This window comes from Citrobacter sp. (genome assembly GCF_050252275.1).
GTDB lineage: Bacteria > Pseudomonadota > Gammaproteobacteria > Enterobacterales > Enterobacteriaceae > Citrobacter_A > Citrobacter_A amalonaticus.
On the sequence record NZ_JBFWLF010000086.1, the window covers coordinates 1 to 15,004 of the forward strand.

Here is a 15,004-nt window from a genome sequence, read left to right on the forward strand (position 1 = left end):
CCTGAAGGAACGTTGAAGACGACGACGTTGATAGGCCGGGTGTGTAAGCGCAGCGATGCGTTGAGCTAACCGGTACTAATGAACCGTGAGGCTTAACCTTACAACGCCGAAGATGTTTTGGCGGATTGAGAGAAAATTTTCAGCGTGATTACAGATTAGATTAACCGGCGAAAGGCGGGTTAATAAACAGAATTTGCCTGGCGGCTGTAGCGCGGTGGTCCCACCTGACCCCATGCCGAACTCAGAAGTGAAACGCCGTAGCGCCGATGGTAGTGTGGGGTCTCCCCATGCGAGAGTAGGGAACTGCCAGGCATCAAACAAGTGAAGAGCCCATCCTGACGGATGGGCTTTTTGCGTTTCTGCGCTGCAAATTTGGAGTGTGGCTTTGCCTTATCCGGCCTGCTGTCAGGGCGAGGCTCCGTGGTTAACGGACACGACCGTCCAGAATAGTCGAACCTCTGCGCGCGCCGTCACGATGAATCTCATCAACTGATCCCTGCGCTTACTCCTAAATTCTTTCCCTGCTAATTAAAACCGCGATCGCTGTCACACAACAACATATAACAATTGTATAACATTTCTTTTACTAAAAAAGACAGCAAACACAACCGGATCTTTGGCAGGAGTACAACTTTAATGACTGAAAGCAGTGTAACTGCGAACGGGTCACTGACTGATAGTGATACCCGTCGTCGCATATGGGCAATTGTAGGCGCGTCATCCGGAAATCTGGTTGAATGGTTTGATTTCTATGTCTACTCGTTTTGCTCGCTCTATTTTGCCCACATCTTCTTTCCTTCCGGAAACACGACAACGCAGCTACTACAAACCGCAGGCGTTTTTGCGGCCGGGTTTTTAATGCGTCCGATTGGTGGTTGGCTATTCGGTCGTATCGCCGATAAACATGGTCGTAAAAAATCCATGCTTTTGTCCGTTTGTATGATGTGTCTGGGATCGCTGGTGATCGCCTGCCTGCCAGGTTATGAAACCATTGGAACCTGGGCTCCGGCGCTGTTACTGCTGGCGCGTTTGTTCCAGGGATTATCTGTTGGTGGGGAGTATGGCACCAGCGCGACCTACATGAGTGAAGTTGCTGTCGAGGGCCGTAAGGGGTTTTACGCCTCTTTCCAGTACGTCACACTTATCGGTGGTCAACTGTTGGCGCTGCTGGTTGTGGTTGTCTTACAGCAGACTATGGAAGATTCAGCCCTCAGAGAGTGGGGCTGGCGTATTCCTTTCGCATTAGGCGCAGTACTGGCGATTGTGGCGCTCTGGTTACGTCGTCAACTGGATGAAACATCAAAGCAGGAAACGCGTGCGCTGAAAGAGGCGGGCTCGCTGAAAGGGTTATGGCGTAACCGTAGAGCGTTCATCATGGTGCTCGGGTTCACCGCGGCGGGATCGCTGTGCTTCTATACCTTCACTACCTATATGCAAAAGTATCTGGTAAACACCGCAGGTATGCATGCCAATGTGGCAAGCGGCATTATGACGGCGGCGCTATTTGTTTATATGCTTGTGCAGCCGCTGTTTGGTGCATTGTCAGATAAAATTGGCCGACGTACCTCCATGCTGTGTTTCGGTGCGCTGGCAACCCTGTTTACTGTCCCCATTTTGACCGCGCTTCAGAATGTGACTTCGCCGTATGCAGCATTTGGTCTGGTAATGTGCGCGCTGCTGATCGTCAGTTTCTACACCTCGATCAGCGGTATATTGAAAGCTGAAATGTTCCCGGCACAGGTTCGTGCATTAGGAGTGGGGCTTTCTTATGCCGTGGCGAATGCTCTGTTTGGTGGTTCGGCGGAATATGTGGCGCTGTCGCTGAAGTCTGTCGGTATGGAAACGTCGTTCTTTTGGTATGTCACCGTTATGTCGATCGTCGCATTTTTGGTTTCGCTGACGTTGCATCGTAAAGGGAAAGGTCTGCGCCTCTAGTGATGCGCCATTTGCCAGAGTGTATAGCCGGTCGTTGCACCGGCGACATCCCAGGCAAAGTCTTTCCAGCTCCAGCCGCTCCCTGCGGGGCGGCTATCCCAAAGCTCCTTTGACGCCCCCAGACTGACCGAGAACATAAACCCTATCATCGCACTGTGATCGCGGCTGATTCCCTGATGTTGCGCGTACTCATTACCTGCGGCTGAGAGCATCGCGGAAGCAATAAAGTGCTGTGCTTTGTCCTGCCCACTCCAGCTATCCTGCGCCATATGGCTACAGCCTGACAGAATAAAGGCGCTCAGAAGAAAAATAACGCGCACCATGCCCCCATAGAAAAAACCCCGTTCAGGACGGGGTTTCACTTTTACAGAATACGACTTATCAGCCTGTCGATTCGAATACGACGTAATCGACGGATCAGTTTGCGAACTTTTACCGGGTAATCGGCAATGCTCTGCAAGTCACGATAGTGCTTAACGACCGTGGTATGCGTACGAATTAGCGCCAGCTCTTTCTCGCGCTGTTCAGCCAGCTCTTGCTTAGGATCGTGGATCAAGATTGCATTTTCCAGATCCAGACGCCAGGCGCGCGGGTTGAGGTTGTTCCCGGTCAGCAGCATCCACTTGTCATCGATCCACATCCCTTTTAGATGGTAGGTATTGTCGTCATCTTTCCACAAGCGAACGACCAGTTGATCGGTATTGACGTAATACTGCAAACGACTCAGGAAACGACGCAGGTTAATCTCATAGAGATAGGGCAATGCGCCAATTATCTTAAATGGTTCATTTTCCGGGATATAAAAATCGTTGGCGGTTTTATCCCCCACAATGATCTCAACCTTCTTCCCTTCGCGCAGCAGTTGAATGATGTTGCGAACAAGAATTGCTGGCAGGTTGAAATAGGGGGTGCAAATCGTGAGCTTATGCTCTGCACAGGGCATAAGGTGGAAAATGGTTTTGTTCAGCAGGCTGGATTTCCCCAGACCGACCAATGGCGTCACGGACAGCTGTTCATTATCGGCATCGCCCTGGAAGTGATAAGCCGCGTCACGAAGCTCCTGGCGGTATAAACGAATGTCGTTTTTAATCTCCGGGCTTTTCGGACGCTGGGTATTATCCAGACGATTTACGCCACGACCGTTCATCAGGTTCTGGGTCACCCACTCGAACATGATGTCTGCCATTCTGGCGTTGCGGATTAGCTGATAGCGGTCATAGCGATATTTATCGTGCTGATGCAGATAGACATCGTTAAGACTGGCGCCGCTGTACAGGACGCTATCATCAATGATAAAGCCTTTAAAGTGCAGCACGCCGAGGGCTTCGCGGGTATTGATCGGCACACCGTATACCGGCACATCGACACCCGGATTTTCATGCGCCATTCGGCAATACCAGTCGGCGTTGGTATTGGATGCTGCCGCGCCAATACGTCCACGCTGCGCACGATGCCAGTCGACGAGTACCCGAACATCCAACTCAGGACGCTGCCGTTTCGCCTCGTAAAGCGCGCTAAGAATGCCTTTGCCACCGTCATCCTGTTCCAGATACAGGGCAATAATGCAAATGCGCTGCTTCGCGCTGGCTATCTTTTCCAGCAGGGTCTCCCTGAACCTGGCGGGAGCATAAAAGAAATCGACATCATCAACTGATTGAGAAATCTTAGGTAGTTGGGCAAGGTGTTGTTGATGTTTATTACGCTTAAATTTTGACAACATCACAGTGCATTTCTTCTCTGTTCATTGAAGGGTCCTCTGTGCTATGCAGACGACATAAGCGGGCAATGATAACACCGTCCCCGTTAAAGTGGTCAACATTTCCAGTACCTTACTCACGATTCCTCGGGCGGAGCCAGATCCAGCGACAGCCCGACGATTCCCTCTTCGAGCTGGATATCCACGCTAAACCCAAGCTTACGAGCCAGCGCGACCATGCCACGATTATTTGGCATCGTAATACCATTCAGCCTTCTCAGTCCGTGATCTCGTGTATAGGTAATCAATTTTTCCAGCAATCGACGACCCAATCCTAACCCTTTGAGATCGGAACGAACCAGTACGGCAAATTCCGCATCAATATTATCCGGATCGGAGATCGCTCGCGTCACACCCAGGATCTCTTCCGTTCGTTCTACGCGCCTCACCGCAACAAACGCCATTTCCCGATCGTAGTCGATTTGCGTCATGTTGGCTAAATCTTCATGAGTAAATTCATTGATCTCGCTGAAATAGCGGTAATAAAGATCTTCTTTGGTGACCTGGGAAATAAACTGCTGAAGTTGGGGTTCATCTTCTGGCAGGATAGGACGGAACAGACATTGCTCGCCATTTTTCATCTCCACCCACTCTTCCAGTTGATGCGGATAGGGGCGAATGGCAAGACGACTTTCGTTATCGCCCTCGAATGGGGCGATATCCAGCGTGACATCCAGGGCGGTAAACTCACCGGCGGAGGCCAGCAGCGGGTGAATATCCAGACGCTGGATCTCCGGGCAGTCGACAATCAGGTTTGAGACCTGAACCAGCAACTGACTTAACCCCGCGACATCCAACGGGCGCAGCGCACTGCGGCCACGGATCTTTTTATTCTTGATCGCCTGAATCACTAAATAACGCGCCAGGTTCATGTTTAGCGGCGGTAATGCCACCACGGCCTGCTCTTCAGGCCGCCACTCAACGCCGCCTTCACCCAACATAATCAATGGGCCAAATACGGGATCGTGCTCAACCACCACGCGCAGTTCCTGCGCTCCCGCACGGTTCGCCATACTCTGCACCAGCAGACCGTGGATCCGCGCCTGGGGCCAGGTCATTTTCACACGATCAATAATTGCATTGGCTGCCTGTTGAACTTCGTTTGCCGTACGCAGGTAGAGCATTACGCCCTGAACTTCAGATTTGTGCGGGATGTCCGGTGAACGCAGCTTCAGCGCGACCGGGTAGCCAATCTGTTCTGCAATATGGACGGCCTCGATGCTGTCGCCGGCAATCCAGGTCGGGAGCGTATGTAAGCCATAAGCCTGCAGGATCGGCTGAACCTCATGGGTATCGAGTGAAATTGCTCCATCGGCAATCGCCTGCTGAAGCAGATCATGCGCCTGGGCCGTGTTGGAGGTCAGATTGCTGGGCAGGGCCGGCGTTTCACGCAGCTGTTTCTGGTTGCGCCGGTATTCGACCATATGCATAAACGCAGTGATCGTCCCTTCCGGAGTACGATAGGTAGGGAGTCCGGCTTCACTGAACAGTCTACGGGCTTCCTGAGAGGAAAACTCGCCACACCAGTTGGTCAATAGCGAGACAAATTTTCCACGCGGGTGGTGCTTAACGGTTCCAATCAGCGTTTGTGCACACTCGGTGGCGGGGGCGGCGGCACTGGGGGAGTGAATCACCATCAGTGCGTCAAAGTCCTGGCTGGCGAGCAGAATGTCCAGCGTTCGGGTGTAATGTTCAATGCTGGCATCGTCACGCAGGTCCAGTGGGTTGGCGATCTCGACATGGGCAGGCAGAGCATCGCGCAGTTTCTGGCTGGTCTCTTCACTCAGCATGGCGAGCTTGCCGTTGCGGGACCAAAGTTGATCAAGCGCCAGCGCCGCAGGCGCGGCACCGTTACTGATGATCATCAGCCTGTCACCGCGCAGAGGACGCATATGGCTGAGCGTTTCCACTGCGGAAAAGAGCTCATGGGTATCTTTCACGCGCAGCAGACCGGCGCGTTGAATGGCGGCATCCCAGGCCGGATCCATTCCGGCGCTGGTATGCAATAACCGCTGCGCTGCCGGGCTGCGACCGCTCTTAATTACCAGAATGGGTTTGTTGCGCGCGGCGCTACGGGCGGCGGATACAAAGTGCCGGGCATCGCTGAGATGTTCGAGATAAAGCAAAATAGCGCTGGTTTTGCTGTCACGCGCCAGATAATCCAGCAGCTCATCGACATCAATATCCAGGCTGTCGCCGAGGGCAATGAAATAGGAAAAGCCCATTTCCCGCTGCTGTGCCCAGTCGAGAATGGTATTGGAAACCGCAGCGGACTGAGAAATAAAGGCCAGTTTGCCGCGCTTAATCGGGACCGGCGAGAAGCTGGCATTCAACCCCTGCCAGGGGGCCAGCAGGCCAAGACTGTTAGGGCCGAGCAGACGCATGTTGTAGCGTTGCGCACAGGTTAGCAGTTCTGCATGTTGCGCGCCTGGAGCCGAGAGAATAATGCAGGTTTTACAGCCTTTTTCCCCAAGCGCTTCCAGCAAGGCCAGATTACGGCTGGCATTGGTACACAGCACGGCAAGGTCGGGGGTGAAGGGCAGACTGGCAATATCGGGCCATGCCAGGACGCCCAGAACGGCTTTCCAGGCTGGGGTTACCGGCAAAACGGGACCGTTAAATCCTCCTGCCAGCAGGTTGCGCATCATCAGATATCCCGCCCGATTGGGCTTCATCGATGCCCCGATCACCGCGATCGATTTTGGTCGCAGAAGTGCTTCCAGTCCTCGCTGACTCATACCGGTTTCCCTTACACAGAAGTGACCGAATGATTCTAAACGCTTTCTGCTGATTCTGCTGTGATGCTTCCCTGATGTTGGGTTTTTCCTGCGAGGTAGCGCGTTTTAAAACGGGTAAAGTGCTCGCCGAGGCTGCTTGCTGCATCGGTATCACCGGCCAGATCCAACAGCGCAATGGCGACTTCAGCGGTACAGTACTGCCCTTCGGCATGGACTTCGCGCAGGTGATAGGCCGACAACCGCGACAGATCCACCGAGATCACGGGGAGAGAGTCGAGATACGGGCTTTTACGGAACATCTTACGCGCTTCCGGCCAGGTGCCGTCGAGCATAATAAACAGCGGAGGCTTACCTGTCGGTGGAGTGGAAATCACCACACGTTCAGCATCGGCATAGGAGGCGGGGAATACCACCATCGGCTGATACGCCGGGTTTTTCACCAGATCCAGCAAGGCCTGCGGTGGTTCTGTCCGCGACCACTGAAACGCGGCAGTATCCGGTAAAATATCGGCGATCAGACGCCCGGTATTGCTCGGTTTCATCGGTTCAGTATCAAACATCACCAGACAAAAACGGCTCGTTGCCTGAGAAGGCGACAGCGTCGCGCACAGGCAAAGTTTCAGCGGCAGCAAGCAGCGCTGGCAGCGACGAATACGATTGCCTCGGGCGAGAAAAGGGCGAGTGGCGCGCGCCAGACGTTCAGCGCGAAGCGTGAGAACAGCGTTTTCAGTCATAGAGAATGCGTTGAAAAACGCTATTGTCGCAGAGGTGAAAACGGGGCACAAGATGCGCCCCGCAGAGTTTACAGTGACTCGTTCAGCCAACTATCAAATGGCGCTTTGGGAACCGCGCCGTTCAGCATGTCGACAACCTGACCGTTTTTGAAGATCATAATGGTGGGAATACTACGGATACCAAAGCGTGCACTGAGCTCTCGTTCCGCTTCCGTGTTGATCTTCACGAAGCGAACTTTGCCGCTGCGTTCTTCGGCGACATCTTCAAAGATCGGGGCGAAGTTACGGCATGGGCCGCACCACGGTGCCCAGAAATCGATTACGACGGGCAGATCGTCTTTGAGCAGTTTATCCAGTGTTTCACCGGTCGCATTGATCACCTCCCCGTCGAACAGGTCGTGACCACAGCGTCCGCATTTTGCCGCATCCTCAACCCGATTGTCGGGAATGCGGTTGATGGCCTGGCAGCTGGTACAAACGGTATTCATAACTAACCTCTGGATGCGTCGGGGTATTGAACGGCAGAGACGCCGGTATGTTTCTAATATGTTACATATTATCGATGAGACTGTTTTAAACGACAATCTGTTTTATTCAATGAGTACAATAGTCATAAGCTTTTAAATGAAATAATGGCTAACCTGGCGCACATCGGGTAATCTGCGCGCTTCGCGCAGCGCTGGTGGAGAAAAGCATGAACGATGAATTGAAAAACAAAAGCGGCAAGGTCAAAGTGATGTATGTCCGCAGTGATGATGATTCTGATAAACGTACCCATAACCCGCGTACCGGGAAAGGTGGCGGGCGTCCAGGAAAATCTCGTGCCGACGGTGGCCGTCGCCCCGCCCGCGATGAAAGAACCCCTCCGAGCCGCGATCGCAAGCGTGAAGACTCACCGTGGCGGACCGTGTCCCGCGCGCCGGGTGATGAAACGCCTGAAAAAGCCGATCACGGTGGTATCAGCGGTAAAAGCTTTATCGATCCTGAAGTCTTACGTCGTCAACGTGCAGAAGAGACCCGCGTTTACGGTGAAAATGCCTGTCAGGCCCTGTTCCAGAGTCGTCCGGACGCGATTGTCCGCGCCTGGTTCATTCAGAGCGTCACGCCGCGCTTCAAAGAAGCATTACGCTGGATGGCGGCAAACCGCAAAGCGTACCATGTGGTTGATGAAGCGGAACTGGCGAAAGCTTCAGGTACCGAACATCACGGCGGTGTCTGCTTCCTGATTAAAAAACGTAACGGCACGACGGTGAAACAGTGGGTAAGCCAGGCGGGCGCGCAGGACTGTGTGTTAGCGCTGGAAGCTATTTCTAACCCGCACAACCTCGGTGGCATGATGCGTAGCTGCGCGCACTTCGGTGTGAAAGGCGTAGTGGTGCAGGATGCGGCGCTGCTGGAGTCCGGTGCGGCGATTCGTACCGCAGAAGGTGGTGCCGAACACGTTCAGCCGATTACCGGCGACAGCATCGTTGATGTGTTGGATGATTTCCGTCAGGCGGGTTACGCCGTGGTGACAACGTCCAGCGAACGCGGTAAGCCGCTGTTTAAAACTGAACTGCCAGAGAAAATCGTCCTGGTGTTAGGTCAGGACGTTGACGGTTTGCCGGATGCGGCGCGCGATGCCAGCGATCTGTGCGTTAAAATCGACGGTACGGGTAATGTTGAAAGCCTGAACGTCTCGGTGGCAACCGGTGTGCTGCTTGCCGAATGGTGGCGTCAGAACAAAGCCTGATGGAAAAATGCCAGCGATTCGCTGGCATTTTTTTACTCGCTCTCCGCCGGTAAAACGGGCATCCAGTCAATCGGCTTCTCGCCGCGTTGTTCCAGCCACTGATTCGCCAACACAAAATGGTTACAGCCAAAAAATCCACGATGCGCCGAGAGCGGTGAAGGATGAGGCGCTTTCAGGACATGATGACGTTTTTGATCAATGATCGCGCCTTTCTTCTGCGCATGAGAGCCCCAGAGCAGAAAAACCACCCCTTCACGATGTTGATTAATCAGGCCGATTACTTTATCGGTGAACGTTTCCCATCCCAGACTGGCATGAGAGTGCGCCTGACCCGCCCGCACGGTTAATACCGTATTAAGCAGCAGAACGCCCTGATGCGCCCAGCTTTCCAGATAACCGTGGGCAGGACGAGTGAAACCGGGGATCGACCCCTCCAGTTCCTTATACATGTTCAGCAGCGAAGGAGGAGTAGCAATACCGGGGCGGACAGAAAACGCCAGACCATGCGCCTGCCCGGGACCGTGGTAGGGATCCTGTCCAAGGATCACGACCTTGACATCACCCAGTTCGGTGAAGCGAAACGCATTAAACACATCTTTCTGCGGCGGATAAACCGTGATCCCGGACTGACGCTCTCCGGCGACGGTATGCAGCGTATTGATAAAGTAGGGCTGCTGTTTCTCTTCAGCCAGCACATCGTGCCAGGTTAATTCAGTGGCCATCTCGCTCTCCTGCGAATTCTCAATCGTCATAGCTTAACTGCTTCTTTCGACGGCGCAAAATTCTCTCCGCGATGATGTGCGCTATGCACTTAATAAAGTTGAAAATTTGTGTAAAAAGTTTATGTCTTCACATGGTGTAAGTTGATGTAAAACAATAAAATCATCTCATCTCCCTATTCTGTATGTGGATTTTATTGATTTAAATCAATGAATCGAGGGTGTCAGGGGGGTATATATACACTCAAGCAACAATGGTTTTACCAATTGGCCGCGAGCCGGCCAACCCTAATCAAATACTTTGCCGGGGAGGCATCACAATGATTACAGGTATCCAGATTACTAAAGCCGCTAATGACGATCTGCTGAATTCCTTCTGGCTGCTGGACAGCGAAAAAGGCGAAGCGCGTTGCATCGCAGCGAAAGCCGGTTTTGCCGAAGATGAAGTGGTAGCGGTCAGCAAACTGGGTGAAATTGAGTACCGCGAAATTCCGATGGAAGTGAAACCGGAAGTTCGTGTGGAAGGTGGCCAGCACCTGAACGTTAACGTTTTGCGTCGTGAAACGCTGGAAGATGCGGTTAAGCATCCGGAAAAATACCCGCAGCTGACTATCCGTGTTTCGGGTTATGCCGTGCGCTTTAACTCACTGACGCCGGAACAGCAGCGCGACGTTATCGCTCGTACCTTTACTGAAAGCCTGTAAGGCTTAACGTTTAAATAAAAACGCCGGGAAATCCCGGCGTTTTTTTACTCTTCGTTTGACTCCTGCGGCGTCGTTGCCGCACTCGGCTTACGACGTTTACCAATGTTCCTGGTATCGCGATGGCGTTTCTTCACGCGTGGTTTCTCTTTGTCTTTCTCTTTTTTCTTCTCTTCACGTTTCGCGAGTGCTTTTTTCGACGGTTTGCCCGTCATCTTTTCGCTCGGAGCGCGTGAGGTTGGGCGCAACTCATCAATCACCCTGGATTTCAGCGGTTCTTCAATGTAGCGACCAATTTTCAGCAGCAGCAGATGATCGTGCGCTTCGACCAGCGAGATTGCGGTGCCCTTGCGACCGGCGCGGCCGGTACGGCCAATGCGGTGCAGATAGGTGTCTCCGCTACGCGGCATGTCGAAGTTAATCACGTGGCTGACGTCAGGAATATCGATCCCGCGTGCGGCAACATCGGTGGCGACCAACACGTTAACGCGACCGTCAGTAAGACGCTTAATGCCTTCGTTACGCTTGATCTGCGCCATCTCACCTTCGAGATAGCAGTTGTTGATCCCCGCCAGACGCAGCTTTTCAGCCAGTTCGTGCACGCGCTCGCGTTTGCGGACAAACACAATGGTACGGGTGGCGTCGTCTTGCTTCAGCAGGTGCTTCAGCAGTTCGAATTTATGTTCGACGTTATCCGCGCGGTAATACCACTGGTGGATCTTCTTACGTTCGCGGGTGGATGGCGTAGCGGAGACTTCGACCGGCTCTTCCAGCAGACGTTCGGCAAAATCTTTAATCGCATCGCCTTCCAGCGTGGCGGAGAACAGCATCGTCTGTTTGCGCCAGCGCGTTTCCCCGGCGATGTGCTCGATGTCCTGGGCAAAGCCCATATCCAGCATTCGGTCGGCTTCGTCGAGGATCAGCGTTTCGACGGCGCGGCAGTCAAAATTCTCTTCTTTAATATACTGCAGCAGACGTCCGGTGGTGGCGACCACGATATCCTGGTTTTCACTGAACACTTCGGCGTGGTTCATGTAGGCTACGCCGCCGGTAATTGTCGCGATATCCAGATGGGTGTTTTTGGCCAGTTCACGGGCATGATCGGCGACCTGCATCGCCAGTTCGCGAGTCGGAGTCAGGATCAAAATACGTGGTGGACCGGATTTTTTACGCGGGAAGTCGAGCAGGTGCTGCAACGCTGGCAGCAAATACGCCGCCGTTTTACCGGTGCCTGTCGGCGCAGAACCGAGTACGTCACGGCCTTCGAGTGCAGGCGGAATGGCGGCAGCCTGAATGGCGGTCGGGCGAGTGAAACCTTTTTCCTGGAGGGCATCCAGCAGGCTTTCATCGAGTTCAAGTTCGGAAAAAGTCGTTACAGTCATGTTCTACCTCTGTGTGGGGCGCTGATTATAGACGTTACGGCTGCAATCTTCATCTGTTTGTATGGATATCGCTTCTCAGGTATTGTTTTCACCAGGTGCTGTTGCCGTTTTTCCTGCAAGGTTTTTAATTCATGCCTCAGTCTACATCCGTCCTTCGTCGTAATGGATTTACTTTTAAACAGTTTTTTGTCGCGCACGATCGTTGTGCGATGAAAGTCGGAACAGATGGGATTCTGTTAGGGGCATGGGCACCGGTGGCGGGCGTAAAGCGGATCCTCGATATCGGTACCGGCAGCGGACTGTTGGCGCTGATGCTGGCGCAGCGTACTGATGAAAGCGTCACCGTTGATGCCGTTGAACTGGATAGCGATGCCGCCGCGCAGGCGCAAGAAAACGTTACCCAGTCGCCGTGGGCGGATCGGGTAACGGTGCAGGCGGAAGATGTCCAACATTGGGCGGCACGGCAGACCGTTAAATATGACCTTATCATCAGTAACCCGCCGTATTACGAGCAGGGCGTCGAGTGTGCTACACCGCAGCGGGAACAGGCGCGTTATACCACGATGCTGGATCATTCTGCGCTGTTAGCGACGGCGACGGGGCTAATCACGGAAGAGGGATTCTTGTGCGTTGTGTTGCCGGAAAATATCGGCAATACCTTCACGCAGCAAGCGTTAAATATGGGCTGGCATTTACGGCTACGCACCGACGTTGCTGAAACGGAGGCGCGGTTGCCGCATCGGGTGCTGCTGGCATTCTCCCCTAAGAAGGGGGAATGCTTTAGCGACAGGCTGGTGATTCGCGGGCCGGATCAGCGTTACTCCGAAGGTTATACGGCGCTGACCCAGGCATTTTATCTGTTCATGTGAGCCGTTAACGGCGAGAGCACAGACGGGCCAGATTCCTCCAGCAGTGCCGGATAATCGAGCGTGTAGTGCAGACCGCGGCTCTCTTTGCGCATCATCGCACAGCGCACAATCAGCTCGGCGACCTGAACCAGGTTGCGTAACTCCAGCAAATTATTCGAGACGCGGAAATGGGCGTAATATTCGTCGATCTCCTGTTGTAACATAGTGATACGACGCAGGGCCCGCTCCAGACGTTTGGTGGTGCGCACAATCCCCACGTAGTCCCACATAAACAGCCGCAGCTCATGCCAGTTATGCTGAATCACCACCAGTTCGTCAGGGTTGTCCACGCGACTTTCATCCCAGGCGGGCAGGGCGCTTACGCCACGGGCGTAAGGCATTCGTCTGTCGATATCTTCCGCTGCGGACCAGCCGTACACCAGACACTCCAGCAGCGAGTTTGAGGCCATCCGGTTCGCGCCGTGCAGGCCGGTGTAGCTCACTTCCCCGATCGCATACAGGCCGTCCACATCGGTACGACCAAAGTCGTCAACCATCACGCCGCCGCAGGTGTAGTGTGCTGCTGGCACGATGGGCACTGGTTCTTTGGTCAGGTCGATACCCAGCCCCAGCAGCTTTTCGTAAATCATCGGGAAATGCTGACGCACAAAGGCTTCTGGCTTATGGCTGATATCAAGGAACATACAGTCCGCACCGAGACGCTTCATTTCATGGTCGATAGCGCGGGCGACGATATCGCGCGGTGCCAGTTCCCCTCGCGCGTCAAAGTCTGGCATAAACCGTGTGCCGTCCGGGCGTTTGAGATGAGCACCTTCTCCGCGCAGCGCTTCGGTAAGCAGGAAATTACGTGCCTGGGGATGATACAGCGCGGTAGGGTGGAACTGATTAAATTCGAGATTCGCAACCCGGCATCCCGCACGCCAGGCCATCGCAATACCGTCGCCGGAGGAAATGTCCGGATTCGTTGTATATTGATACACCTTTGATGCGCCGCCGGTCGCCAGCACGACAGACTTCGCGTGACAGGTTTCCACCGCCTCTTTATTCCGGTTCCAGACCCATGCCCCTACGACGCGTCGTGTGCCGGGCAGGCCAATTTTGTCGGAGATGATTAAATCGACGGCATTACTGCGTTCCAGTACCCGGATGTTTGGATGGCTTTGCGCCTTGCTGACCAGCGTGGTTTCCACCTCTTTACCGGTGGCATCAGCGGCATGCAAAATGCGACGATGGCTATGACCACCTTCACGCGTCAGATGGTAACTCTCTTCACCGTTAGGCTGCACCTGGGTATCAAATAGCACCCCCTGATCAATCAACCACTGTACGCAGGGACGGGCGTTGCTGGCGACAAACTCCACCGCATGGCGATCGCAAATACCAGCGCCGGCAATGAGCGTATCTTCCACATGTGAATCAATGCTGTCGGTTTCATCGAAAACGGCGGCAATCCCGCCCTGCGCATAGAAAGTGGAGCCTTCGCTGACGGGACCTTTACTCAGCACGATAACCTGGTGCTTTTCAGCCAGGCGCAGCGCCAGCGAGAGTCCGGCAGCGCCGCTACCAATAATTAACACGTCACAAGAAAGTTCAGGCGTAGTTTTCATGATATTTTGTTTAATGTACTAAACAGTGTTTGGCCAGCATAGCACCAGAATCTGCGATTCAGCACGTTTTATTTTCAGTGTTGTTGTAATGACTAAACAAAACGGTGCGATGTAAAAGGATGTCAGGTGGGGAAACCATTTTGCGCGGCGGGCCGTAAGCATCAGATTAGAGGATGAAATAAAGTGGCCGTTGGGTTACTCTGCAACCGGTTTATGGGCATTTTTAAAGATAGTGCGTTGTTCAGACTCGGTAGACTTATAATGAGAGATAATGACCGTCTACAACATGACAAACAAAAAACAGATGCGTAACGGAACTTTACAAAAACGAGACACTCTAACCTGTTGCTTGCTCATAGTGCAGCTAATGGAGTGGCGTTTCGCGAACGCGTGGAAATTTGGTTTGGGGAGACTTTACCTCGGATGAGCGAGCAGTTAACGGACCAGGTCCTGGTTGAACGGGTCCAGAAGGGAGATCAGAAAGCCTTCAATTTACTGGTAGTACGCTACCAGCATAAAGTGGCGAGTCTGGTTTCCCGTTATGTCCCGTCGGGTGATGTTCCCGATGTGGTGCAAGAATCATTTATTAAAGCCTACCGTGCGCTGGACTCGTTCCGGGGAGATAGTGCTTTTTATACCTGGCTGTATCGCATTGCGGTGAATACAGCGAAGAATTACCTGGTGGCTCAGGGGCGTCGTCCGCCATCAAGCGATGTTGATGCGATTGAAGCAGAAAACTTCGAAAGTGGCGGTGCGCTGAAAGAAATTTCGAACCCTGAGAACTTAATGTTGTCAGAAGAACTGAGACAGATAGTTTTCCGAACTATTGAG

Annotated in this window: 13 protein-coding genes, 2 rRNA genes and 1 pseudogene; 8 read left to right on the forward strand and 8 right to left on the reverse strand. The window is 53.4% G+C overall.

Annotated elements, in window-relative coordinates:
• The 3 genes from AB7E14_RS09495 to AB7E14_RS09505 all read left to right on the forward strand — a co-directional run.
• Positions 1–100, forward strand: a 23S ribosomal RNA gene (locus AB7E14_RS09495); the annotation flags it as partial.
• Positions 101–196: 96 nt separating this feature from the next.
• Positions 197–312 (forward strand): 5S ribosomal RNA (gene rrf, locus AB7E14_RS09500).
• 324 nt (positions 313–636) lie between these two features.
• Complete coding sequence (locus AB7E14_RS09505) at positions 637–1,935, forward strand: MFS transporter (protein WP_042999703.1); 1,299 nt, start codon at positions 637–639, stop codon at positions 1,933–1,935.
• On the opposite strand, the gene AB7E14_RS09510 is transcribed toward AB7E14_RS09505, so the two are convergent.
• From AB7E14_RS09510 to trxC, 5 genes are all read right to left on the reverse strand, one after another.
• Positions 1,932–2,258 (reverse strand): YfiM family lipoprotein, encoded by a 327-nt coding sequence (locus tag AB7E14_RS09510; RefSeq protein WP_072011114.1) that lies wholly within the window; start codon positions 2,256–2,258, stop codon positions 1,932–1,934. The two genes, AB7E14_RS09505 and AB7E14_RS09510, sit on opposite strands and share 4 nt — an antisense overlap.
• Positions 2,259–2,299: 41 nt before the next feature.
• Positions 2,300–3,655 carry a CDP-diacylglycerol--serine O-phosphatidyltransferase gene (gene pssA / locus AB7E14_RS09515; RefSeq protein ID WP_200119646.1) on the reverse strand — a complete coding sequence of 452 codons (1,356 nt, stop codon included), beginning with the start codon at positions 3,653–3,655 and terminating at the stop codon, positions 2,300–2,302.
• Positions 3,656–3,768: 113 nt separating this feature from the next.
• On the reverse strand, positions 3,769–6,429 hold the full coding sequence (locus AB7E14_RS09520; RefSeq protein WP_316962978.1) for a bifunctional acetate--CoA ligase family protein/GNAT family N-acetyltransferase: 2,661 nt from the start codon (positions 6,427–6,429) through the stop codon (positions 3,769–3,771).
• A 35-nt stretch (positions 6,430–6,464) separates the two neighbouring features.
• Complete coding sequence (gene tapT / locus AB7E14_RS09525) at positions 6,465–7,163, reverse strand: tRNA-uridine aminocarboxypropyltransferase (protein WP_044326606.1); 699 nt, start codon at positions 7,161–7,163, stop codon at positions 6,465–6,467.
• A gap of 68 nt (positions 7,164–7,231) precedes the next feature.
• Positions 7,232–7,651, reverse strand: a complete 420-nt coding sequence (trxC, locus tag AB7E14_RS09530; RefSeq protein ID WP_058586970.1) for a thioredoxin TrxC — start codon at positions 7,649–7,651, stop codon at positions 7,232–7,234.
• Positions 7,652–7,857: 206 nt separating this feature from the next.
• On the opposite strand from trxC, the gene AB7E14_RS09535 reads away from it, so the two are divergent.
• The gene (locus AB7E14_RS09535; RefSeq protein WP_058586969.1) at positions 7,858–8,895 is read left to right on the forward strand and encodes a tRNA/rRNA methyltransferase; all 1,038 of its coding nucleotides are present in this window, start codon (positions 7,858–7,860) and stop codon (positions 8,893–8,895) included.
• 32 nt (positions 8,896–8,927) lie between these two features.
• Here the strand turns inward: AB7E14_RS09535 and ung are convergent, their stop codons facing one another.
• Positions 8,928–9,617, reverse strand: a complete 690-nt coding sequence (ung, locus tag AB7E14_RS09540) for a uracil-DNA glycosylase (protein ID WP_042999709.1) — start codon at positions 9,615–9,617, stop codon at positions 8,928–8,930.
• A gap of 317 nt (positions 9,618–9,934) precedes the next feature.
• On the opposite strand from ung, the gene grcA reads away from it, so the two are divergent.
• The gene (grcA, locus tag AB7E14_RS09545; protein ID WP_044253162.1) at positions 9,935–10,318 is read left to right on the forward strand and encodes an autonomous glycyl radical cofactor GrcA; all 384 of its coding nucleotides are present in this window, start codon (positions 9,935–9,937) and stop codon (positions 10,316–10,318) included.
• A gap of 44 nt (positions 10,319–10,362) precedes the next feature.
• Here the strand turns inward: grcA and srmB are convergent, their stop codons facing one another.
• Positions 10,363–11,697 (reverse strand): ATP-dependent RNA helicase SrmB, encoded by a 1,335-nt coding sequence (gene srmB, locus AB7E14_RS09550; protein WP_044326604.1) that lies wholly within the window; start codon positions 11,695–11,697, stop codon positions 10,363–10,365.
• Between the two features lie 131 nt (positions 11,698–11,828).
• On the opposite strand from srmB, the gene trmN reads away from it, so the two are divergent.
• Entirely contained in the window at positions 11,829–12,566 is a 738-nt protein-coding gene (gene trmN, locus AB7E14_RS09555; RefSeq protein ID WP_044253159.1) for a tRNA(1)(Val) (adenine(37)-N(6))-methyltransferase TrmN, read from the forward strand.
• Here the strand turns inward: trmN and nadB are convergent.
• Positions 12,551–14,173 (reverse strand): L-aspartate oxidase, encoded by a 1,623-nt coding sequence (nadB, locus tag AB7E14_RS09560; protein ID WP_044253156.1) that lies wholly within the window; start codon positions 14,171–14,173, stop codon positions 12,551–12,553. The two genes, trmN and nadB, sit on opposite strands and share 16 nt — an antisense overlap.
• A gap of 261 nt (positions 14,174–14,434) precedes the next feature.
• On the opposite strand from nadB, the pseudogene rseD reads away from it, so the two are divergent.
• A pseudogene (rseD, locus tag AB7E14_RS09565) lies at positions 14,435–14,600 on the forward strand (rpoE leader peptide RseD).
• A partial coding sequence (rpoE, locus tag AB7E14_RS09570; protein ID WP_428169486.1) for an RNA polymerase sigma factor RpoE occupies positions 14,597–15,004 on the forward strand: 408 nt, incomplete at its 3' end. The pseudogene rseD and the gene rpoE, both read left to right, overlap by 4 nt.

Excerpts from the sequence above, each read along its gene's own strand:
- AB7E14_RS09505 (WP_042999703.1), top strand. The coding sequence starts at position 637 with ATGACTGAAAGCAGTGTAACTGCGAACGGGTCACTGACTGATAGTGAT.
- AB7E14_RS09510 (WP_072011114.1), bottom strand. The coding sequence starts at position 2,258 with ATGGTGCGCGTTATTTTTCTTCTGAGCGCCTTTATTCTGTCAGGCTGT.
- pssA (WP_200119646.1), bottom strand. The coding sequence starts at position 3,655 with ATGTTGTCAAAATTTAAGCGTAATAAACATCAACAACACCTTGCCCAA.
- AB7E14_RS09520 (WP_316962978.1), bottom strand. The coding sequence starts at position 6,429 with ATGAGTCAGCGAGGACTGGAAGCACTTCTGCGACCAAAATCGATCGCG.
- tapT (WP_044326606.1), bottom strand. The coding sequence starts at position 7,163 with ATGACTGAAAACGCTGTTCTCACGCTTCGCGCTGAACGTCTGGCGCGC.
- trxC (WP_058586970.1), bottom strand. The coding sequence starts at position 7,651 with ATGAATACCGTTTGTACCAGCTGCCAGGCCATCAACCGCATTCCCGAC.
- AB7E14_RS09535 (WP_058586969.1), top strand. The coding sequence starts at position 7,858 with ATGAACGATGAATTGAAAAACAAAAGCGGCAAGGTCAAAGTGATGTAT.
- ung (WP_042999709.1), bottom strand. The coding sequence starts at position 9,617 with ATGGCCACTGAATTAACCTGGCACGATGTGCTGGCTGAAGAGAAACAG.
- grcA (WP_044253162.1), top strand. The coding sequence starts at position 9,935 with ATGATTACAGGTATCCAGATTACTAAAGCCGCTAATGACGATCTGCTG.
- srmB (WP_044326604.1), bottom strand. The coding sequence starts at position 11,697 with ATGACTGTAACGACTTTTTCCGAACTTGAACTCGATGAAAGCCTGCTG.
- trmN (WP_044253159.1), top strand. The coding sequence starts at position 11,829 with ATGCCTCAGTCTACATCCGTCCTTCGTCGTAATGGATTTACTTTTAAA.
- nadB (WP_044253156.1), bottom strand. The coding sequence starts at position 14,173 with ATGAAAACTACGCCTGAACTTTCTTGTGACGTGTTAATTATTGGTAGC.